This window comes from Patescibacteria group bacterium, assembly GCA_034659915.1.
Lineage (GTDB): Bacteria > Patescibacteriota > WWE3 > JAUXAW01 > JAYEID01 > JAYEID01.
The window spans coordinates 22,960-45,174 of sequence record JAYEID010000004.1; the positions used below are offsets into that span (position 1 = coordinate 22,960).

Here is a 22,215-nt window from a genome sequence, read left to right on the forward strand (position 1 = left end):
GCTATAAAGGAACAGTAGAGATTAGGAGGTTAGTAGTATGAGCTTGAAGATCATGTTGTGGTTTGCAAATGCTAAGGTGCGGAACTGGGCGGTTCGAAAGAAAGGCTGGGCTACGTTCTTAGTCTTCCTAATGGCGTTACTCATTTTCAATGATGAACTGAGCGCCGCTGCTTATGTAGTTTCGGGTGCGCCAGTAGCAAACGAGGCTTTGTTCGCGTCGTTTTTGCTTATAGTGTTGAGTGCAGGATCTGTAGCAGGACTTTGGTATGTCTTGTTGCAGAGGGAAAAGGGGGTCTTGTATAACCTGGTAGGATTTTTTCTCATGGGAATTGTTCTTTCTGGGTCAGTGGCGATGTTTTGTCCACTTACTCGGATAGCTAAGTATATGGTTAATGTAGTTTTTGGAGGTAGATGATGGCTGACAGAATAGTCGAAGTTCTCCGCCAGCTCTTGGAGCTGGAAACAGAGGCTTCGCCGACAGAGGTTTTGCAGGCGCTGTTTAGTACTCGGGAGGACTTGAGAGAGATCCGGGAGGCTCTAGAGCAGCCCTTGTTTCCTTTGGGGGACCCCGAAGAGAACTTTCGCGAGCGGTTGGAAGACAACCGTTTTGATAAGGATGCGATTCTTATGCAAGCGCTTAATGCGTTTGCGCGTTGGAGGCGCATTCCTTACGGTCCTTTCGAAGGAGAGATGGGTGTTCGCGTCTTCCTTTGGATTTACGAAGAGGCGGACGATGGGACTGTGCATCGACCTCTTTCGGAGGATGAACGTATAAGACTCATTGAAACCAAACTTCCTAGGGAAGTATTAGTGCGTCTGGGAAGTGCGGCCGAAGAACTGTTTATCGACGAGGACGGAAACCTTCGCGACTTTGTTTGGATTCCTAAGAGTGCTTGGATGAACCTTTGCACTCTACGGGGCACTAGAACAACGTTGCGGGTTTCTAATGAGGCTCCAATTCGTTGGGGGAGAGCAACGCGGGACATTCTTTTGGATGGTTTGCCCAAAGACCTTGGGTTTGTGCATCCTTACAAAGTAAAGGATATTGTAGCGTTGCTTACTATCTGCCCCTTGGGGGGCATAAAGCCTTACAGGGAAAGCTTCTTTGATGGGATTACGCAGGGAGCTGATGTATGGGTTCCAGTGCCTTGGGCACCTCCAGAGGGGATTCTTGGCATTAAGCGGGAGCCGGGCCTTAACCTCTTTTACGATATCTTCTTCCAAATTCTCGAAGCTGTGATGGATGAGGATAAGGACGCCGGTGCGGCTTGTTGGGAGATAAAGCAGACGTACATGGATTATCTCCGGACGATTGCAGACACGTCGACTGAGCAGCGGCTTCTTGCTGCTGCGCGCTATCAAGATCCTTCTGCGGAGAGCTTCAAAGCTGCTCCTGATTTTGATTTCAGGGCAGTTCATGGCGATCTTATGCGGAAGGATGTAGCAAGCGCATGGGATGACGGGCTCTGGGACCACTTAGAGGACCGTCTTCCGAACGGCATGCCGGATGACAGCGCCCGAAGAGAAAGGTTCGCGCGCCTGTGGAAGGCAGCGGATCAGAGTGAGCTGGGAATGGTTCATGAGGAGGCCCTTCGAGGTATGGTTACCCGCTGGAGTGACCTGGAGGAACGTTTAGGTCACGGCTGGTTAAGCACGGAAGACGATCGTGTACGGCTGAAGAATCAAGTAGCCGATACGCTTGTTGACCGTCTTGGTCAACCTGTGTATGCTAAGGAGCTTGCAGAGCGCCATCGGGACGCTCCTGTAGATGTTGTGCAGGGCGATCCAGAGGACGTTTTCTGGAAGCAGTTTATTAGCGGTTCGATTAATGAAACCGCTTTGAAGGCTGCAGTAAAAGCGCTGAAGGGTTCCCCGGTTCACGCTGTAGCTCGGGGAATTCATGATTTCCTTGACGTGTCGGATCAGCGCTTCCTCGGTATTGAGTTGCCAGCTACCATTCCTCTTGTGTATGGGCTGATAGCTGGAGTTATAACCTTTAATGTGACTGGAGGGTTCCTCCTTCTAGCAATAGTTGTTGCTGTTGCAGTAGGAGTAGCGGCGAATATCTACATTAGGCGCGGCTTAGGAAAGAGGCGTTCAGAACGCGCCCGGGTTATAACAACTGTCCTGCTCCTTTTAGGGGTTTTCTTACTGGTACAGTTGTTATGTGGGGCACTTAGTACAGGTATAAAATTTCCGATCTTGGGTGGTGGTAACTCTACGCCCGTGCCTGACGGTGGCGATACATTCTCTCCGTTCTAGTTTCTAGTTTGGTGAGGAGTGCACTTTGGACCAGAGGGTTTACAATTACGAATTCCGCGTATGCTTCTTGGCGTACACGGCAGATGGTTGTAAACCCTCCTTTTTTTGAGAGGAAAGAACAAAGTTTTTAAATTTAAAGGAAAGAGAAGTGGGTTTGCTAACTCATTAATCCCCCAATAATAGGAATCTTTTGAGCTGCTCTGCTTAAGTCTACCCCATCTGTACGGCCTTCTATGTCACCAGATAGCGCATTCTCAATTGCTTGTGGTAGTGATGCGGATGCTAAAACTAACCCCCAAGCGATTAGGGAACCTAGTAATTTACTTTGTTCTGGGGTACTGGGATCAGGTACCCCTAGGAAGGGTGCTGAGGGTAATGTTTGTGCAGCTTCACTACTTAATGCTAGGACTTTTTTTATGTAAAAGGCTAAATTTAAGACAAAATAAGTAGCGGGAAATACAATTACAGATACAAAGAGTTTTTTAAGCCACCAGCTGATTATTTCGGACATATTAGGTAGTGCTCCGATTGCAATGAAAAAAGGACCAAACGCAGTAAATAAAAACCACTGTGCGAAGTACTTTATTAACGACATCAGCAATTTCATCATTACTGAAAAGATGGCAAAACCCACGATTGTACCAAAGAGACCACCCACGTTTAAGCTGATAGGGGTAACTCCCGTTGGTATTTCTATATTGCCCTCCAGGTTACCTTTGAAAGCATCTTTAAAAGCGCCCATTCCAAAGTTGTTAAAAATATCATAGAAAGCAAATTCTTGGGGAAACTTAACGTCAGCTGGGTTTTCATACATCTCGAGAGAGGCCAGAGTATTTCCCATTACTCTCTTGCTGAGGGCTGCTAGGTCAAACATAAATCCCCCAATAGCAAAACTAAATGTAATAAGCAAGAGAGCAACTATTATTTTTGGTAAGGCAGCTACTAATGTAATTTCCGTTATTGGATCTAGCCTTCTTCTAAACATAATTAAGAATCCAACAATGACAAGAGCTATAGTTATTAGAAAATATGAGATATTGCGACAAACCTTCCAAATTGACAGAATAAATTGGAGATGTGCTGTTCCCGTAGAGGGAGCAGCAAAAGCAGTTTTTACAGGGTTTAGAGACGCGAGGTAGGTTGTTGTTGCAAAGGGTGTTTGTGCATTATATGTGGCGCCTACGGCTACTGTGCTGTATCCTAACAATCCTGCGAATTGAGTAGATTCTTCTCCCATAGCTTGTTGGGAAGTGCCGTTAACTAGAGTATCTCCGAATTGAATTCCGTATACTACCAGGTGTCCCATCCAATTTACGAGGTTTGGCCCCGCATTGAGTTCCTGGGTAAACGTCTGGCCCATGTTATAACTAGGTTCCCATGGATAGGCTGCTTCGGTATTTTTAGGGGAAGATAAAAGGGCAACAGGAAGAAAAATTATTGTTCCAAGGATAAGAAGAAGCTTTGGTTTCATTCTGCCTTGATTTAATCATACGGCAATTTTTTAGTCAATGCTTTAGAAACTATGAAATCTTGTGGTTTGCGGGGTTTGTTGTGCTACTATTAGCACATGGCAAGTAATGCATCTCCAATAGTTTTTGTTTCTGATGATGGTAATAATCTCTTTCGTTTTGAGAAGGGTCGGAAAAAAGTTTTTGACCAGTTAAAAAGTACTGGTGTTATCACGGATGCAGGTGTTTTTTCTGGGTTGCCTTCACCCGGAGTACGGGAACAGTTAGCAAACTCAGCCATACGTGAATTAGCTAGGGATGTTTTGACTGTAAGGTTAAGGAGGCAGATATTTGCCCACCTTTCTGCGCGAACTTCTCTGCCGTTTGGATTTGGCGCTGAAAGGCTAAGCAGTCAATCTAAAAGGGCAGCCAAGAAGTTAGCTAACCGGGTTTCTGGAGAATTTGTATCTGGGTATTTAGCAGCTACAGCCCAAGGCAAGTCATCTGATGAAAGCCTAAAAATTGCGCGTGCTCGTGCCACTCAGAAAATTTCTGAGGTTTTCAGCGATCCTCAGTTTCGCAAACCTCTTGGTAAAGCACTTCGCGAGGACTTTGAAGATATTTTTCCCGAAGATCATTCTCCTGAAAAGCTGCAATTTCAGCGTAGTTTAATTGATACCATGGAGGATGGTGCAGCGGAAGCTTTAAGGGATGCTCCTGTTCACGAAGTGTCCTTAGAGGAGTCAGAAGAGACTGGGGTGCGGTTAGAAGTTTCGGAGGTGGGTACTTTGCGGCGGGAGAAAAAGTCTTACTATCCTGTACCAGCAGAAGACGAGATTGATGAGCGGCTAAAGCACGCACATAGGGACTTGGTTCGAGAGATAAAAGATGTAGAAGAAGCAGAACTAGAATTTGATTTGTCTTATTACGGTATTGATGAATCAGAAGCTGCCAAGTATTGGTTAGCAAGAGTTTGGAAGGGGAAGCTTTTCAGAACAGCTCTCCACGTTGTTGCACCCCCTCTCGAGCGGCTTTTTTATAAGAAGCTAAAGATTGAGAAACCCGCGTGGTTAAAAGAGTTAGAAAAAAGCAAAAGGTCAGATTATATTCGGAAAAAGATGGAGGATTTGGCATGGAAAGCTGTACGAAACCATCTTTTGACAATCCCCATCTTTGTTGATGAACATGGGCATCGGTACTCACTTTTTTCCTGGAAGCACGATTCTGAAGGTCGGAGAGAAAAAACGTATTTTACACCTTTTGCTTTTGTTGCTGGTTGGTGGAAGAAAAGGCGACATAGTTGGGCAGATGCTATTGATAGAGCGGCAAATAGAAAAAAAGGCGCAGTATTTTTGCAAAGTGCCAAGAAAGTTTTAAGTCCCCACCTTCGGCGTAAAAGGAAAGACGGTAGCGATGATGATAGCAGCGCCTTCTGGTGGTTAGCTAAGGGTGCAGCAAAAGCAGTGTGGGTATTAGCACGCCCACTGGCTGTTGCAGCTTCAAGAGCGTTAGGCTTGCCAACGCTGCAAGCAGCACTTGTCCGAAAATGGTACGCGATTGAAACGGGCGGGGGGTTTGCTGGAAATTTGTTGCGGTTTATTCGTCACGGAAAATATTGGGGACAAGCCGCAGTTGCGGGTGTTAAGGGGGGTTTAGGCTACGGCTTGGCTGGTTACTTGATGACGGGAAGTCCTTATGGCGCTTTGGCATTTGGCGGTGTTGGTTTGGCTGGAAAAGCGTTAAGTTATTTAGCAACCCACTCTCATTTTATGGCGTTAGCTGGTCAGCCCGGTATTAGTGGTGCGGTTGCAGGTTTTTTAAAATCATTTCATCTTCCCGTCTATTCTGTTACAGCTTCTGGTCAGGCAACTGCAACTTCCAAAGTTTTTTCTCTCTTTCACATTCCTGTAGTGGGCCCAACTTTAGGTAGCGGCGTGGGATATATTGTTGGATCTACTTTTGGTTACCCGCGTATTGGGGCTGCTTTTGGGTTTGTTGGTGGTTTTGGTATTGAGTATGGAGCGGTTGTTCTTTCCAGGGTTACTTCTAACATTGTTTGGCCCCAATTGGTTGCAGCCCACCCTATTTTAGCTCATCTAGCCTTTCTTAAACACTGGCAAGCAGGCTTGGTGGGAGCTGGCGTTGGTTATGTGAGCGGAAGAGCTCTAGGGCTACCGCATTGGGCTTCACTTATAACAGCAGGAATTGGGTTTTTAGTTTTTTCTGGTGCTGCGTATGGTATTCATAAAGCTCTTTCAGCTCTGTTTAGTACTATAGCTTCCAAATTAGGTATAACTGGTCCTATCGGTTTATATATAGGAGGCTTTGGCTTTGGTGCTTGGCAAGGTGCGAAGTTGGGGATGCGGATGGGGCTACCGCCTTGGGGCGTACTTTTAATGAGTTTGGGAGGAGGTTTGCTTGGTGCAGGGGCTGTTTATGGCACTTTATGGGGAATTAAGACTCTTTTTGCTAGAGGGATAATAGAAGCTGTTGTAGTAAAGATAGGAGCAGCATTTGCTAGCTTTTTCTCTGGTGTGTGGGCAGGGCTTGGAGGGATTTTGGCTTCTGCGACGCTTGCATCTGTTGCGTTTATTGCAATTCTTGTGTTGACTGTTGTGGGAGTTACGATAGCTGCAGTAGTTAGTTACGATCAGTACAAGGCATGGCAGCCCGGTGTTGTTCAAAGTAGGTATTTAATGCTAACAAAGAGGGCAGAACCAGATGAACCAGAAGCTGGGGATGAAATTATTTATACAGTAGAACTGTCTGCAAGGGAAAAGATTGTAGAAGATATAAAACTTAGGGATACTCAAGTTTTTTATGAATCACCACTCAATCTCCCTATGGTACGTTATCTGAACCCCTGTTACCCGGAAGATGAGTGTCCGAGTATGAGGCCTTGTCCCAAAGAGGGTGGAATTGAGATTGTGGGGGGACCAGAACCGGATAACGTAAATGTTGTACAAACTCCGGGATGTACCAAAGCATTCTTTTGGGATATAGGAAGGTTAGATCCAGGAGACACTTTTACTGTTTCTTATAAGGTCGCGGTTGATGAGTACTACAAGAAAGAGTTTGCAGGTGCAATCAAAAATACAGTTGAGACTGTAGAAGGTACTGTGGAGGGCATGGAGGAAACAGTTGGCCCCGTGCCGCTTTATTTAAACGCAGAAGGATCTGAAGCCTTGGCAGCTACTGCTCAGAGCTTATCGGACTGCTTACGCGACGGTTCTACTTCTGCAGATGAGGTTGTTTATAACCAGTATTATTCAGAATGTGACTACTTCAATACATGTTCTAGAGCAAAAAGCCAGTTTGATGCTAGTATTTCTAATCACGGGTTTATAACTTGCGTCAATTTTGTGGTTGCAGCAATGCATTGTTCGGATGTGAATGTGCCTCATGCAGGCGATGCACATACGTGGTATACATCCTATCAAGGTCAAGATGGATTTTTAGTGTACCCGAATGGTTCTGCGCAACCCCAAGAAGGGGACATACTTGTGTTTAGTGGTGGTCCCACTGGGGATGGTCATATTGGTGTTATTGTTGAAGAAACGGATAGTAGCGTTAGATATGCACATGCAAATACTTCCACAAGAATAGGAACTAAAGCTATTGTTGATGGTAAGATTGAAGCATCTTCTGGGTACGAAATACCAGGGTTTATTCGGGTGTTAAAATAAGAGTTTAGAATTAGATTTAATGAAAAACTTTTTGGTAAAAAATAAAAATATTTTCTTGGTGATAGGCTTGATTGCAATTCTTGCTTTGTTACTCTTTGTTTTAAGACAAGCGACGGAGATTCCTCCTGCAGATATTGTTTCAGTTTCTCCTGTTCCTGGAGCAGAGGACGTTCCCTTGGAAGTTACTGCACGAGTGGTGTTTGATCGCGAGGTTACAAGTGAAGAGGTGGTTGTTTCTGTGGATCCTTTTGTTCCTTTTGAATTGGAGTCGCCTCTAGAAAGGAAAAGTATAATTATAAACTTCCAAGAAGAGTTAAACCCGGAGACTACTTATATTGTAACTGTAAGTGGTCCTAATATTTATAAGTATTCTTGGCAATTTAAGACAAAGGAAGCAACCATTCCAGAAAGCGAGGTTGAGGGTAGGGGTGACCCTGAGTTTAGTGAGGCTGAGCAACGTTATTATGAGGAGAACCCTCTTTTAAGAATTACTCCTGTTTTAACTCAAGATTATAAAATTGTGCGAACTGGGAAAAAAGCAGCCCGAATTTATTTGTATGCAGAAGATAAGGAATTTGCGCGACAGAAGGTTTTGCAATGGTTTGCAGAGCACAATATTAATTCGGAAGATATTACTATTGAATGGATTGAATAGAGTTAGTGACTGCTGCGATAGTTCATGTACTGTTTTGCAGTTTGGAGAACTTGCTGTAGCCACCAGTCTTTGTTGTTCCACTTCCTTAAAACATTTAATTTCTGTGTCCAAGTTAAATCTCTATGCCATCCTAGTCTGTGCAATTCTGCCGCCATTACTTTCATTGCTGTTTCTGGTTCCCAAAGATCAAAAGGCTCTCCAAGTCCGTGCTTGTTTAGATGGAGAACAGCTGTTCCTGCCAAGAGTTGGGAAAGTCCCAAAGCCCCACCTCCACAGCTTCCTTTAATTCCCTGTACGCTGTAGGAGTCGGGTATGTATTGGGAAGCAAAAGATTCGGGATTGCTTCGAATGTCGTGCTTTTTCCAAAATTCGTTTAGAGTTCTCAGTGCACTGCGCTGACTATCAGTGTCTAGGGCAGGATGTTTGCGGTACTCTTCCCAGGCAATGCAAGTTCCGCAGTTTGCACCCATACCTGTTTCTCCTTGTGTTAGTGCTAGGTAAATAAAGCGGTCTCCTGCACCTTCTCCCCATAAAGAGTCTGCCCAGTCTTCGACCTGGGCAGCCAACGCTTCTGGGTTGGGGATGCTGTCAGGGCCCTCCGCATAACTTCCAGGTGGCACGGATTCTTCTAAGTAATCCTCGTAGCCTTTCAGTATAATTGGTAAGTAAACTCCTCCCCAGCTTGGAGGTATTGCGTAACCAAGACCTGTTTGCATAGGTGTACTGCTACTTAAAACTTCTCCTGTACTACTTCCGGTGTTTTGTGTTTTTGAGGTACTGGTACCCAGGACGCGAGTATCTTTGCCCATTACTAGCTCTTCGGCAGTTTTTGCCCAGCCAGCAAGGTGCATGTATTCTACTTCTTTACCTATATTTTCATTGCCAACATCTACTTGAACATTGGGGTCAGAGTGATCTAGTTCTAACCTGCCCCAGAGGTTTTCAGGAGATGTGGTTAAATTTTGTGGGCCTGAGCCGGAGGTGATTTGTGGAGGAATTAAGCTGAGAAAAAAGTTTAGTTTCAACGGCCAATATTCTGCGAGGTGGCACTCTCTTACTTCCGTATTCATTTCAATGCTTTCAGTGTGACTAAGGTGAGCAGTGTGTGTAACAACAGGACCATCAATATTGGTGTCTATTCTAGTATCTGAGTTTTCTTTGGTTACAGTTATATTTGTGAATTGGCTGCGTACCTCTACATTTCCTCCGTACCGGACACAATCCTCATCATATTGGGGAGCACTTCTGCCGTCCCGCGGACAGCTTTGTACCTCTGGGCATGTTATTTTTCCTAATACGTTTCCAATATCACTATATGTATTTGCTTGAGTTAGGAGTGCGTAGTGGTTTCCCTCTTCCAGGGAGGCTGCGGTAGCTAGTGGATAAGTAACTTGTGGAGCTATTTCTGCCTTATTGTTTGTATCTAATTTGGTTGCGGTAAGGGCTTTGGTTTCGTTTATGGCTTCTGCTGCTGATTGTCCTGGTTTTCTTGCAATCCAGGTCCAAAGTCCAGCGTCTAGAACATCATTGTGCATGGATTGGAGAAGTCCCCATGGACCGCGAACGCCACCATGGATCTCAGGGTTACCCTGGTCGTTAGTGTCATCATCTTCTGGGGTTCGGTTGTTTCCACAATATTTTAGCCTAACTGCGTAGTGTTTGTAGTTTTTAAACATTGCTGGCAGCCAGTTAGCAATTTCTGCAGCATTTTCTGGAGGTGCTAGGCGAAAAAGGGGACCTTCGACAAAATCGTGTTTTTTTAAATCTTGTGGCCCGTTAATTACGTCTGGGGCAGGACCATCTCCGTCCGGGTCTCCGTAAGGAAAGTATCCGACAAGTCTTTCTAATTCACCATCAATGGGAAAGGTCAAATCTTCCAAAGTCATTGTCCCGTCGTAGCTATAGGTGGTTGTTACATTGAAGTTTTCGAGCCATAGTTCAGCCTCCTCTCTAGTAGTGAAGGTTCGTGACCACTCTTTAGTTCTTTTTAACTCACCCCTGTAGCATCCTATGTAATCGCGGTGGCAATCGCCCGCGTACTCACATCCTGGAGTTAGGTATTGTTCTACCGAACAGCATGTTCCACTATTTTCTAACTTACAATCTTCTTCTTGCCAACCATTATCTGGGCGAGAAAGCTGCTGCGAGCACTCGCTAATTGGTGCGCAAAAACCTCCTGATGCAGCACAGGATCCTCCTGTAGGTTGTTGTGGCTGTGTATCGGTTCCCGTTTCGGGTAGTAAACAACAAACATCTCCCGCGTAAGACGCGCAATCTGTCCAACTTTTTGCGGGTGCAATTGGCTCCCCATTGCTGCTTTGGCACTGGCTAGGATTTAGACAAACAGCATTCTCAAGGTTTAGGTCAGCGCAGTTTTCAATATCGTTTAAATCACAACACACATATCCTTGATTTGAATCACAATCTGACCAGGTTTGAGAGGTTTCAGGATCTTTGGGGGGTCCTGCTAATGATAGGGAAGAGGGGCAGCTAGCAGAGGGTACACATATACCACCTACTGCTTGACAAGTGCAGCCACCGCACTCGGTTGACCAGTATTGCACAAGGCTACATTGGGCGTCGCCAAGGCAACCCTCTCCATCTCGGCACTGAGAATCAACAGCTGGTGTGGAGGATGCGTAAATACCGCGTTCAAAGTCATAGTGGCAAGGTTGGGTAGCGACATTCCTGTTCATGCAGGCATACACAGTGTCATATAAGCATTGGGCCCTTACCTGCTTGGGGAAGAGTAAAAGAAGTCCAATTGTGGCCAAGGCAATAATAATAATAATACGGTTCATAAATATCTAATGCTTAGTATAGCAAAAAGTGGTTGAAACAAGGAGAAGTTTCATTATGGCTTGGGAAGTTCAAATTGAAGAAGGTCGATAGGTTTACCACCCTGACTAATAATTTTGCCTAGTAAATCAAGGATAAGCCAACTGAGTACAATTACAAGCAAGCCTAGAATAGCGTAGGTAATGGTATTTTTTGCAGTTTCTACTGCTTCTTCATCGCCGCTAGAGGTCAAATATTTGAAACCGCCAATTAGAAGATAGACAAAAGCGACAATCCCCCCGGCGTAGAAGAGGGTACTTATAATTCGATGGAACACCCATTCCAAATCTTTAAGCTGCGCGTAGCCTGAAGGGTCATCCCAACCCCCAGGACGTTCTGGACCGTCGGGGAGCCCATTAGGCGCCCATACCGCAGCGCTAACCAATCTTTTTAATTGTATTTTTACTATGCTTAACATAAAAATAGCCGCCCCACTTTTCCGCTATTAATTGGTTTCGTGGGCAGATTGGTTTTATTTTCCAATTTGATGCTCTGCTGTTGGAAGGTTAATTCCAGAAACAATTTGAATTCCAAATACTTGTTCAACTATAACTGCGATAGCGTAGGCTGATACTACAATTACTAGGCCTACAAGAGCTGCTGTAATTCGTTTTTGGGCTGTTTGGGCTGCTTCCTTGTCTCCACCTGATGTCATGTATTGAATACCGCCCCAAATAACCATTAAAAGAACAACAATTCCAGCACCAACCAGAGCAATTTGAATAGCAGTACTTAGGATTTGCCCCAAATTGGTGTAAGGTGCTACTTCCTCTTCTCTAAGAGGACTTATGTCTTGGGCATACACTACTTTTGTAAAAAGAGTGTTAAGTTCTTTGAGAATCATTTTTCTCTATTCACCTCCTTTCAGAGTAGTTAGTTAAGGTCTGCTAGCTAATAAATTGATAAATAAGGATTTCAGCTAAAAAAGATTAGCATATCTTGGAAAGCATTGTACAGCAAACTGCAGCTTACTGTATTTGTTGTTTGTTATGGACGTGGCAATGTGATTCCGCTTACAATGCTTACTCCAAAAACCTGCTCAATTACGGTAATGATTGCAAAAGTAGAAATAATTATAATTAATCCAATAAACGCGTTTGAGATTACTCTTTGTGCTTTTTCTATCCTTTCTTCATTCCCTTGTCCTGTCATATACAAGAATCCCCCATAGATAAGGTAAATAAGCAACACTAATCCTGAAACAATGATAACGGTTGACAGTGCTGTATTCATTAGTTGTCCTATGTTGCGAAAAGGCCAACCGCCATCTAGGTGTTCTTCAATGTTACCTCCTGATATAGCAGCGTGTGCTTGTTTTGTAATTTTGGAGTTTAAGTTTTCTAAAGTCATGCCTTGGTTATGTTAGTGATAGTTGGGAATTAAACAGTTGGCCACTGAATTTGTAAAATATTTATTCCAAAAACAACCTCAATAATTTTTATAATTGGAAAACTTGCAGCTAAAATTATCAAACCAATAAAGGCATTGGTCATTGTTTTTTGAGCTTGTTCTACTCGTTCTTCGTTACCGGCGGCAGTGATAAACCTTACTGCGCCGTAAATTAGATAAAATAAGACTATTATGCCAGTAGCAATGTAGGCAAGTTGCCAGAAAGTGCCAATGTAATTGGAAAGGGCAGTTATTCCTTCTACAGAAACCATGGGGTTATGGATAGCACCACTTCCGGATCCTGTTCCTCCGCCACCCCCACCAATTCCGCAAGCATCGGGGTCGTATCTCCAGCCAGCACTACCTTGACAGTAGTAGTTTTCTGGTTCTCCAAGAGTGAGGGCACCGCACTCACCTTCAGTGTGACACGCATACCAATCATCGCTGTCTCTTTGCCTTCCAACACATTCGTTACTGTCACAACTTGGTTTCCAAGTGTAGGCATAACTATCCTCAGTGAACAAGAGGCTAGCACTTATAAGAATTGTTAATGCTAAAAGTACCTTTTTCATAATTTTCTTTTATAGTTGCTAGTTACTAATCTCTAATCTCTAATCTCTAATCTCTAATCTCTAATCTCTAATCTCTAATCTCTAATCTCTAATCTCTAATCTCTTTCTTATTATGGTCTTAAAGTTTCCCAAGGAGGGGAAAGAATAGGTGTACCAATAACACTGCCAACAATAGCTGCAATAGTTGTAGCTAACACTACTATTAACATTCCAATTAAAGCGTTACTAATTGCTTTTTGTGCAGTTTCGATTTTTTCCTCGTTTCCGCCAGCCGTAGCCCAAGTAATAGCGCCATAAATAAGGTAACCAAGCATAGCAATTCCAGCAAACATAGTAGCAGCCCCAATTAAGTTTGAGATTAATAAGTTCAAACCGCCACCGCTTGGATCATAGCCTATTGCTTCATTTACTATTTCGAATGTGATTTGTGGTAAAAAAACCATCTTAAAAAATTTTGCTTATATTTTAAATATTAGCTAGTCCCTGTTCCACTAGGACCCTCAAATACTGGTGTAAGAATATTGTCGAATCCTAGCATAGCTCCAACAATTTGGGTTACGATAATAGCTGCAACAACAACTACTAAGCCAATTAGAGCGTTGCTGATAGCTTTCTGTGCACGGTCTACTCGGTCTTCGTTTCCAGCAGCTGTTATCCACATGATTCCTCCGTATATTAAATAGCCTAAAAATGCAATTCCTGCTGCGTAAGTTGTAAGAGAAATAACATTGTTAAGTAAGGTTCCTATACCCGCACCTGGATCTGTTGTTCTAAGTGATGGTAAGGGATGTTCAACTGTTCCAAAAGAAACAAACAAAGACATATAAAGTTATCTTTTTAGGGTGTTGGAAACTCTAGTTCAAAAATACTTCCAAATCCAAGTACAGTTCCTAGGATTTGGGTAATGAAAAAGGCTGCAACCACAATAACTAACCCAATTACAGCACTACTGAGAACTTTTTGCGCTTTTTCAACTTGATCTTCATCTCCTTGTGCAGTTAGCCAAAGAAACCCTCCAAAGATTAACATTCCAAACAAAAGCACACCCGCAATCATAACAATAGAAGACGCAGCGTTTGTTATTAGATTTCCTAGCGCTGTAGTATCATCCCCGTATTCAGTAGGATTTTTTATATCGCCTATTTCTAGTTTTGCAGCTAATGCGAGAACATTCATCTACTTGAGTTTTATGGCCCTGTGAATTCAGGGCTTAGTATTGGAACACCGGTAAGAGTTTCTACTATTTTTGTAATGAACCAAGCTCCTACCACTATTAAAAGACCTATTACAGCATTTCGAATTGTTTTAGTCGCACTTTCAATTGCGTCCTCGTTTCCTCCTGCTGTAAGGTATTGAAAACCGCCAAAAATAAGATAAAAGAAAAGAAGAAGCCCTGCTATTATCATTACAGCATTTATTAAGTTATTTATGAAGTAGCGCATACCTTCAGGGCTTTGGGTAATACCTCCATATAAGCCTTTATAGGGATTTCCGATTTGTCCAAAAAAAGAGTTTATTGGCATACTTTAAATAATTGGTCCTTGACCTCCTATTATTCCAACATTTACACCAAAAATTGTTTGTATTATCCACATTATCCAATACGACATAAAAATAATTACAAATCCAATTATTGCTGTAGTTATTACTTTCTGAGCCTGCTCCACTGCGTCCTCATTTCCCCCCGCTGTTAAATACTTAAACCCCCCGAAAATAAGATAGAAGAATAGAAGAAGTCCTGCAATTATAAACACGTTGAGAAGAACAGTGCCAATAACGTCTCCAATAGTGTTGAAGCCTGTGGGGTTTTCTATTTCATAGGCATATAGTTGTTGTATTATCATTGATCTAATTATTTATTTCCTCGGTGCTGGGTAATGTTAGACTCCCATTTCCTCCCCACCCGGGTAATTTTAGTATATCATAACCAATAACTCTTAAAATAAGAGTAGCAAAGATAATAACCAGTAGTCCAGTAAGAGCAGATGTTATGGTTTTCCTTGCATTTTCAACTTTTTCCTCATCTCCTTGGGCTGTGATAAAGAGAATACCTCCATAGAGGAGTAGAGCAAAGGCAATGCCTCCAGCAATCAGGCGCGCATAATGTAGGAACCAGACTGTTAGACCTTCTGGATCAGTGGGGATGGTTCCCAAACCTGTGCTGACAGCTGGGTGTTCTTTTGAAGTGGGTGACTCCCAGATATAAACCCAACACCGTGGTTCTGTTTTGCTACAACCTGCATCTCCTTCAACCCACCTCTTTAGGTTTTCATTATCAGGTTGTACGCCTTCCCCCTTGCATATTCCAGGACAATACCCAGCATCCTTTTCCTCCTCTGTTGGACTCACACACACACAATTAATTAAATCCTGTGGGTTGGATGGTTTAAGCGGAGAGTCACAAAAAAGGGGGGGTATAGTTCCACAACAAGGTTGGTTATGTCCTCCGCAAGCTTCTTGCGGATCATATACACAATATATACGAGCAGAGTTACAGGCGTCCGGTGTTGAATACGTTCGGCATTGTGTTATCCAATCGGAAGGTGGTTGGTATTCCCTTTGGCAATGATCTGTAGCGGATGTACACACATCGCCCGGACTCCACATGCAGGAAACCCAACCCTGAGCAAAAACGGATTGAGGTGCAATACCTCTTATTAGGAAGAAAGTACCACATAAGAGCAGAGAGGAAAGAATTTTATTAGTTTTTTTTGAAATACTCATTGATTTAAGACTTTTCAAGTTTTTAGGTAGGCCCTCTGAAAACGGTCCTTTTAATTTGCTATAATTGTTTTGCGGTGGACCTGTCCAAAATGCGTAAAATCCTACCAATCTTCGCAATTATCCTAGCAGCAATGTTGGTTGGTGTCAATGTAACTCCAGTGCCCACGACTATTTGGGCGGAGGATATAGACGAGCAGTTAGAGGATTTACGTGAAGAAAGAGAGAAAAAGCAGGGAGAAATGCAGGACTTAGAGGAGAGGTTGGAAGAGTTACACAGTGAAATAGGTGAGTTGGAAGATAATATTACTGTGACCCAAGTTCAGCTGAACCAAGTTGCTTTTAAAGCTAAGCAATTAGGAGCAAGAATTGAGGACTTGAGTAAAGAACTTTCTACGCTTCGTAGTGATCTTTCCGAAAAGGAGCATTTTCGAGATCAATTGGTGCGCCAACTTTACAAAAAGAAGAGAACCCCTTTTTGGCAGATGTTTTTGAGCAATGACGGTTTTTCTAACCTCTCAAAAAATGTCTTTTACCGTTCCCTTTCTGTGAGTGATTTGAAAGATAAGATTATTAATTTAAACAACGATATTTCTGAGGTTGAAGAGCAGAAAGAACAGTTAGCAGAATCCAAAAAGTCTTTGGATAGGGAAGTAGCGCGAATTGCTGTGTTAAAAGATCAATTAGCTGAGCAAAAGGAGGAGGCAGAAGTGCAGGCAGCTCAAACTATGCAAAGGCGGGATGCAATATCTTCTGAACTTTCTGAACTTTCGGAGAAGATAAGTAAGTTGGTGAGAGCTAAGTTGGAAGCAACTGCAGAAAATACTTCGGTTGGGGATGTGGCTCCTATTCGAAAGTCGTTGCCAGACCCATCGGATACTCCCGCTTATGTGGTATATTCCAGGGGATATCCGCACCGGGTAGGTATGAATCAGTACGGAGCGAGAGGACGGGCAATGGCTGGGCAAAATTATAAGGAGATTTTGAAAGCCTACTATAAAGATATCAAAATTGATGAGAACTATGACTGTCCAGATAAAATTACTGTGACAGGGTCTTTTGGTTCCAAGGAGCTGGATTTTGAAGATGAGTATTTAAAAGGTATTGCGGAGATGCCTTCTAGTTGGGAAATGGAAGCCTTGAAAGCTCAGGCTGTAGCTGCAAGAACCTACGCTTTAGCATATACAGGAGATGGTGCTGGTTCTATTTGTACTACCCAATCATGTCAGGTTTGGCTGGAATCTAAAGTGGATTCTTCAGCTGCTTCTCGTTGGCACCAGGCAGTGAAGGAGACTAAGGGTGTAGCAATTACACACGACGGAGACGCAATTAAAGCTTGGTATGCTTCTACAGCAGGAGGATACACAAGGTTGCCTACAGATTTTGATGTTAAGTGGAATAGTACACCTGATTATATAAAGAGGATAAAAGATGCCGATAGCGGTGGTAATTTTTACGACGGTCCTGAATACGGGAACTCACCTTGGTTTTACAAAGCTTGGTATAGTGAAAGCAAGGATGGCGATCCTTGGCTAAGTGAGAAAGAAATGCAAGATCTTTTGAATGCTACGCTACTTTATAGTGAGGACCATGATTTAGAAGAGAATTTGTATCAGGAAGATCCCGTAGCTTTTGACGTTGATCCTGGTTGGAGTAAAGATAAAGTAAAAGATGAACTTGAGGATCGTGACCTTGATCCAGTTGGGGAAATTGAGCAAATTACAGTCTCAAATTCTTCGGAAGGTTATACATCGCAAGTCCTTTTGGTTAGTGAGAATTATGATGAGGGCCTGACTCTTTCTGGGCGTGATTTTAGAAAAATATTTGTTATCCGTTCTCCTGGATATTTAGCTTTGTGGAGTTCGCTTTACGATATTGAAAGAAGAGACTAAACAATTATGCGCTGGCAGCCTTTGTTTGTAACAGCAATTTCCTTTTTTCTTGTATTGTTTCAACCTCAGCTTGTTGATGCAGTGGCTCCTCCTGCTAGAGTTCTTGGTAGTAACTTTCCGGCAAAGCGGGACACCTTTTTGGGACTTGCACTTGATCCCGAAACCGTTTCCCAGTTTGAGAAAAAAGTTAAAGTGGTTACCGAACAAATACCTTTTGAAACAGAGTATAAAGAGGATAGCGACCTGCCCTGGGGCGAAGAGGAGATAGTGCAAGAGGGTAAGCCAGGGGAGGAAGTTCTTACTTACGAAATTAGTTATTGGTATGGGGAGGAGGTTTCGCGAAAACTTTTGGAAAGGGAGGTTCAAGAGCCTGTTCCTGAAGTTATTTCTCGCGGAACAAAGATTGAATGGAAAGAAGTTCCAGGTAAGGGTTACAAGTACTGGGCAAAATTGGAAAATTGTTGGGCAACTTCTTACGATGGAAATTGTGAAGGGTGCCGCGGCTTAACATATTCAGGTACAGAAGTAAAACATGGGGTTTGTGCTGTTGACCCTGAGGTTATTCCTTTGGGAACTAATTTCTATGTTCCCGGTTATGGTATTTGCCGGGCAGAGGATATTGGTGGGGCAGTTGATGGCAATGATGTTGATCTAGGGTTTGAAGATGTGAGTAAGGGTTTTTGGAGCGCCCGCCACGTTGACGTTTATTTGCTCACGAATGCGCCGGAGTGATATGCTTTGTCATTTCGAGCGACGAGTCTGCGAGGAGTCGAGGAATCTAGGTCCCGACAAAATCGGGGCCGCATCTTTTACGCAGTGAAAAACAAGAAATATTTTGTTTATATTTTGACTAATTATTCAAACACGACTTTGTATATTGGTGTAACAAGCGGTTTACGGGGTAGAGTTTATCAGCACAAACATAAACTCGTGGATGGGTTTACAAAGAAATATAATCTTTGGAAGTTAGTTTATTATGGAGTTTTTGAAGATGTGGAAAGTGCTATTAGGAGAGAAAAACAGATTAAGAGTTGGAGTCGGAAAAAGAAAGAAGATTTAATCGAAGGGAAGAATTCTGATTGGGAGAAATTAAAACCATGGGAAGACGAGGAAAGTTGAGCGCGGCCCAGAGGCCTAGATTTCCTGCCTCCTCGGTAGGTTGCCGAAGAGGCAACTCCGCTCTCCCGACAAGTCGGGATTGGTCGAAATGATAGAAGGACTCAGGATTTCTTGTGTGATAGTTACTTATATGTTTGAATGGTTTCAATGGAACTTAAAGAACTACTAGATATTTTAAATAAACACCGGCTGTTTTTGCTGCTTACAGCAATTGTTTGTGCTGTTGTTGCTCTGGTGGGTTCTTTACAGATTCCCCCTGTGCAATCAGCTCAAATAACTCTATATGTGAAGAGAACTGCCCAACCCGCTAGCGAGGAGTTTTATAATTACGATGGTTACTATGCTCAGCAAGCAGCGGAGCGGTATGCAGATACGGTAGTGGGTTTGCTTCAAAGTAGAAGTTTGTTGAAGGATTCCCTTCTAGATTTAGGACTACCTACTGATCAGAAATTTCTCCGGAGTGTAGGGAAAAAAATAAATGTGCGTAAAACAGCACCGCAGCTTGTAAAAGTGGAGGTGCATAAGCGTTGGAAGGGAGGGGTCTCGTGGATTCCGAAAGACTTGGCAAATGTTCTTTCAAGCAGGGTGGTTGAAAAGGTTGATAAACTTAATACGCGAGGTGGAGATGATGGTTTATCAGTTGATGTTCTTAGCCAGGACCTCCTAGTAGAAGTTCGCAATCCAAATATTGTTCTTAATACTATGGTTGCAGCCCTTTTTGGTTTTTTGGTAGCCTTTTTTGTTGTTACTTTTCGCAGATATCTTGAGAATTAACCCCCGCCTTCTTCTTCTGTTTTTTTGTTGTCTAGGGCTGTATTTAGAAGCTCGTCTGCTTCTGTATTTTTTTCGCGGGAGATGTGTTGAAAAGTTACTCTAGTACCTAACAACTGTGCCATTTCTTCTCTTACCTTAAATACCAGTTTTCTTAGATGTGCCTTTTTTACTTTCCAGTTACCGTTTAGTTGGTTGACAACCAGGTTGCTGTCCAGGAAGCAGATAAGTTTTTGGGGATTGTATTTTTGTGCTAATTTGAGACCCTCAATTAGTGCCTGATATTCAGCTTCGTTGTTGGTAGCTTTTCCAATACTTTTACCTTTTTCTTTCAGAATTTCTCCTTCCGCCGTTTTTAATACAATACCAACAGCAGCTGGACCGGGATTTCCCCGAGAACCACCGTCAGTGTACAAATGAAGTTCTTTCATAATAGTTTTGAGTAAATAAAATCCTAGTCTTTCCTTATAAGGTTTGTGCGGAATTTCTAATTCCTAATTGTTAATTTCTAAATAAGGAGAAAAGTAAGATCCGCTTTTTATGTTCTTATGCTTTATGGATTCTATCACTCAGCCGAAGTTCTTGACAAGAGGTGGTGTTTTTTATACTATATTCTTTAGTTCGGGTTTGAAAGAATATTTCCTGCCAAGGGAAATTTCGGAAAAACCTTTTCTTTGTGTTTTGGATTAAAAAAAACAGATGCAAGTTAAACCCCTACAAGATTATATCTTAATTGAGCCAATAGAAGAGGAGGAACAAACTCCAGCAGGAATTGTTATTCCTGATACAGCAAAGGAAAAGCCACAGGAAGGCGAGGTTGTGGCTGTAGGTCCCGGTAGGAAAAATGAGGAGGGGAAAAGAATTGAAATGGATGTTAAGAAAGGTGATCGGGTGATTTACAAGAAGTGGGGCGGTAATGATGTGAGGGTTAATGGTAAGGATATGTTAATTGTGAGGGAAGAGGATGTACTGGCAGTAGTTAAAGGCTAATTTATTTACAACACTTTACGACTTTTTTACGATACTTTTCCACACTTAACGAGTGAAAAAAATGGTAAAGAATAGTTAAGTCTAGTTAAGTCTAGTTAAGTCTAGTTAAGTCTAGTTAAGTATTGTTTTAAAAAGATGTCTAAACGAATCGTTTACGCCGAGGAGGCGCGAAACAACTTAAAAGCTGGTGTTGATAAACTGGCGAAAGCTGTTGTTACAACACTAGGACCCAAGGGGCGAAATGTGGCGTTAGCTAAAAGCTGGGGATCTCCCAATGTTACCCATGACGGTGTTACCGTTGCGGAAGACATTGAGCTCTCCGATCCTTTGGAGGATATGGGAGCGCGTTTAACGCGCGAGGCTGCATCTAAAACCAATGATGTAGCTGGCGACGGTACTACTACTGCCGTTCTTCTTACTAAGGCAATAACGGAAGAGGGTTTGAAAAATATTACTGCTGGTGCAAATCCTATGGTTCTTCGTCGTAGTATTGAGCAGGTGGCTAGTAAAGTTGTGGAAGAACTTCAAAACACAGCTAAAAGTGTTTCTACAAAGGAAGAAAAGGCCCAGGTAGCAACAATTTCTGCTGGTGATGAGGAGATTGGGGAAAAGATTGCAGATGCATTGGAAAGAGTTGGCGACAATGGTGTGGTTACAGTAGAAGAAGGTCGTGGGTTGGAAATAGAAGTTGATTATACAGAGGGAATGCAATTTGATAAAGGATATGCTTCCCCCTATTTTATTACTGATTCCGAAAGAATGGAGGCAGTTATTGAGGAGCCTCGGATTCTTATTACTGATAAAGAAATATCCTCCCTTAACGAATTTTTGCCTGCTTTAGAAAACCTTGTTAAACAAACTAAAAATGTTGTCATAATTGCGGATGGGTTTGAGGGTGAGGCTTTAGCTACCTTAGTGGTTAACAAATTGCGTGGTACCTTTAATGTTTTGGCAGTTGAGGCACCCGGCTTTGGCGATAGGAAAAAAGCAAATCTTTCTGATATTGCAACCTTGACTGGCGGTACCTTTATTTCTGAAGAGACGGGGAGAGATTTAGAATCAGTAACTGTTGAAGACCTAGGACGGGCAGAACGAGTAGTTTCCACTAAAGAAGAAACAACTATTGTTGGTGGGAAAGGTTCCAAAGAAGATATTGAAGCCCAAGTTGCTCAGCTTAAGAAGCAAATTGAGCAAGCAACTTCCGATTATGACCGAGAAAAATTGGAAGAGCGCGTTGCCCGCTTGGCTGGCGGTGTGGCTGTTATCCGTGTTGGTGCTGCAACTGAGACACAGCTTAAGGAGAGAAAATACCGAGTTGAGGACGCGGTTAATGCTACTCGGGCGGCTCTGGAAGAAGGTATTGTGCCTGGTGGTGGTGTGGCTTTGATTCGCGCGCGCGAAGTTTTGGAGGAGGCGGCAAAAACGGGCGGCGAAGAAAATTTGGGTGCAAAAATTGTTTACAATGCTTTAGAGGCACCGTTGCGGAAAATTGTTGAAAATGCGGGAGAAGACTCTGGTTGGATTTTGCGGGAGGTGGAAAAGGAAGAGGATGATTTTGGTTATGATGTAGTTGCTATGGAGTTTGGTCACATGTTTGAGAAAGGTATAATCGATCCTGCTAAAGTTGCTCGGTCTGCTTTACAAAATGCCGCATCGGTGGCAACCATGGTTCTGACTACCGAAGCCTTGGTTTGCGAGGAACCCGAAGATAGCGAAGGTAATAATGCTGCTGGGGGCAGTGGACGAATGGGAGGTATGGGCGGAATGGGCGGTGGTATGCCCGGCATGTAATGGTGGGGACGCCTACGGATTAACGCTGATAAAAAAAGCAAGATGAATATTGTTGATGTACGCTCGCTGGAAGGCGAGTTT

At 43.1% G+C, this 22,215-nt stretch carries 23 protein-coding genes; 10 read left to right on the forward strand and 13 right to left on the reverse strand.

The window, feature by feature from the left end:
* Positions 1-37: 37 nt before the first annotated feature.
* Entirely contained in the window at positions 38-415 is a 378-nt protein-coding gene (locus U9M98_00585; GenBank protein MEA2020214.1) for a hypothetical protein, read from the forward strand.
* The gene (locus U9M98_00590; protein MEA2020215.1) at positions 412-2,262 is read left to right on the forward strand and encodes a hypothetical protein; all 1,851 of its coding nucleotides are present in this window, start codon (positions 412-414) and stop codon (positions 2,260-2,262) included. The genes U9M98_00585 and U9M98_00590 overlap by 4 nt, the downstream gene beginning before the upstream one ends.
* Before the next feature lie 157 nt (positions 2,263-2,419).
* Here the strand turns inward: U9M98_00590 and U9M98_00595 are convergent, their stop codons facing one another.
* On the reverse strand, positions 2,420-3,733 hold the full coding sequence (locus tag U9M98_00595) for a hypothetical protein (protein MEA2020216.1): 1,314 nt from the start codon (positions 3,731-3,733) through the stop codon (positions 2,420-2,422).
* Between the two features lie 96 nt (positions 3,734-3,829).
* Between U9M98_00595 and U9M98_00600 the strand changes: the two genes are divergently transcribed.
* Together U9M98_00600 and U9M98_00605 are read left to right on the forward strand one after the other, a co-directional pair.
* A complete protein-coding gene (locus tag U9M98_00600) occupies positions 3,830-7,396 on the forward strand; it encodes a CHAP domain-containing protein (protein MEA2020217.1) in 3,567 nt (1,188 codons plus the stop codon).
* A 19-nt stretch (positions 7,397-7,415) separates the two neighbouring features.
* A complete protein-coding gene (locus U9M98_00605) occupies positions 7,416-8,051 on the forward strand; it encodes an Ig-like domain-containing protein (GenBank protein MEA2020218.1) in 636 nt (211 codons plus the stop codon).
* A 2-nt stretch (positions 8,052-8,053) separates the two neighbouring features.
* Here the strand turns inward: U9M98_00605 and U9M98_00610 are convergent, their stop codons facing one another.
* The 11 genes from U9M98_00610 to U9M98_00660 form a co-directional block, all read right to left on the reverse strand.
* A complete protein-coding gene (locus U9M98_00610; GenBank protein MEA2020219.1) occupies positions 8,054-10,747 on the reverse strand; it encodes a hypothetical protein in 2,694 nt (897 codons plus the stop codon).
* Between the two features lie 158 nt (positions 10,748-10,905).
* Positions 10,906-11,307: a pilin gene (locus U9M98_00615; protein ID MEA2020220.1), complete on the reverse strand. Its 402-nt coding sequence runs from the start codon at positions 11,305-11,307 to the stop codon at positions 10,906-10,908.
* A 54-nt stretch (positions 11,308-11,361) separates the two neighbouring features.
* The gene (locus U9M98_00620; protein ID MEA2020221.1) at positions 11,362-11,733 is read right to left on the reverse strand and encodes a hypothetical protein; all 372 of its coding nucleotides are present in this window, start codon (positions 11,731-11,733) and stop codon (positions 11,362-11,364) included.
* Between the two features lie 143 nt (positions 11,734-11,876).
* On the reverse strand, positions 11,877-12,239 hold the full coding sequence (locus tag U9M98_00625; protein ID MEA2020222.1) for a hypothetical protein: 363 nt from the start codon (positions 12,237-12,239) through the stop codon (positions 11,877-11,879).
* Between the two features lie 29 nt (positions 12,240-12,268).
* On the reverse strand, positions 12,269-12,850 hold the full coding sequence (locus U9M98_00630) for a pilin (GenBank protein ID MEA2020223.1): 582 nt from the start codon (positions 12,848-12,850) through the stop codon (positions 12,269-12,271).
* Positions 12,851-12,960: 110 nt separating this feature from the next.
* Positions 12,961-13,293, reverse strand: coding sequence for a hypothetical protein (locus tag U9M98_00635; GenBank protein MEA2020224.1), 333 nt, complete (start codon positions 13,291-13,293; stop codon positions 12,961-12,963).
* 29 nt (positions 13,294-13,322) lie between these two features.
* Positions 13,323-13,673, reverse strand: coding sequence for a hypothetical protein (locus U9M98_00640; GenBank protein MEA2020225.1), 351 nt, complete (start codon positions 13,671-13,673; stop codon positions 13,323-13,325).
* A 14-nt stretch (positions 13,674-13,687) separates the two neighbouring features.
* On the reverse strand, positions 13,688-14,026 hold the full coding sequence (locus U9M98_00645) for a pilin (GenBank protein ID MEA2020226.1): 339 nt from the start codon (positions 14,024-14,026) through the stop codon (positions 13,688-13,690).
* 11 nt (positions 14,027-14,037) lie between these two features.
* Entirely contained in the window at positions 14,038-14,373 is a 336-nt protein-coding gene (locus U9M98_00650; GenBank protein ID MEA2020227.1) for a pilin, read from the reverse strand.
* Positions 14,374-14,376: 3 nt separating this feature from the next.
* On the reverse strand, positions 14,377-14,694 hold the full coding sequence (locus U9M98_00655; protein ID MEA2020228.1) for a hypothetical protein: 318 nt from the start codon (positions 14,692-14,694) through the stop codon (positions 14,377-14,379).
* A 4-nt stretch (positions 14,695-14,698) separates the two neighbouring features.
* Positions 14,699-15,199, reverse strand: a complete 501-nt coding sequence (locus tag U9M98_00660) for a pilin (protein ID MEA2020229.1) — start codon at positions 15,197-15,199, stop codon at positions 14,699-14,701.
* Between the two features lie 464 nt (positions 15,200-15,663).
* Between U9M98_00660 and U9M98_00665 the strand changes: the two genes are divergently transcribed.
* From U9M98_00665 to U9M98_00680, 4 genes are all read left to right on the forward strand, one after another.
* Complete coding sequence (locus tag U9M98_00665; protein MEA2020230.1) at positions 15,664-17,463, forward strand: SpoIID/LytB domain-containing protein; 1,800 nt, start codon at positions 15,664-15,666, stop codon at positions 17,461-17,463.
* Positions 17,464-17,469: 6 nt separating this feature from the next.
* Positions 17,470-18,195 (forward strand): G5 domain-containing protein, encoded by a 726-nt coding sequence (locus tag U9M98_00670; protein ID MEA2020231.1) that lies wholly within the window; start codon positions 17,470-17,472, stop codon positions 18,193-18,195.
* An 84-nt stretch (positions 18,196-18,279) separates the two neighbouring features.
* Positions 18,280-18,582: a GIY-YIG nuclease family protein gene (locus U9M98_00675; GenBank protein MEA2020232.1), complete on the forward strand. Its 303-nt coding sequence runs from the start codon at positions 18,280-18,282 to the stop codon at positions 18,580-18,582.
* Positions 18,583-18,729: 147 nt separating this feature from the next.
* Entirely contained in the window at positions 18,730-19,356 is a 627-nt protein-coding gene (locus U9M98_00680; GenBank protein MEA2020233.1) for a Wzz/FepE/Etk N-terminal domain-containing protein, read from the forward strand.
* Here the strand turns inward: U9M98_00680 and U9M98_00685 are convergent.
* Positions 19,353-19,784: a ribonuclease HI family protein gene (locus U9M98_00685; protein ID MEA2020234.1), complete on the reverse strand. Its 432-nt coding sequence runs from the start codon at positions 19,782-19,784 to the stop codon at positions 19,353-19,355. The genes U9M98_00680 and U9M98_00685 overlap by 4 nt on opposite strands.
* Positions 19,785-20,052: 268 nt before the next feature.
* Between U9M98_00685 and groES the strand changes: the two genes are divergently transcribed.
* Both groES and groL read left to right on the forward strand, forming a co-directional pair.
* Positions 20,053-20,343 (forward strand): co-chaperone GroES, encoded by a 291-nt coding sequence (gene groES, locus U9M98_00690; GenBank protein ID MEA2020235.1) that lies wholly within the window; start codon positions 20,053-20,055, stop codon positions 20,341-20,343.
* A 135-nt stretch (positions 20,344-20,478) separates the two neighbouring features.
* Complete coding sequence (groL, locus tag U9M98_00695) at positions 20,479-22,134, forward strand: chaperonin GroEL (GenBank protein MEA2020236.1); 1,656 nt, start codon at positions 20,479-20,481, stop codon at positions 22,132-22,134.
* Positions 22,135-22,215 lie beyond the last annotated feature (81 nt).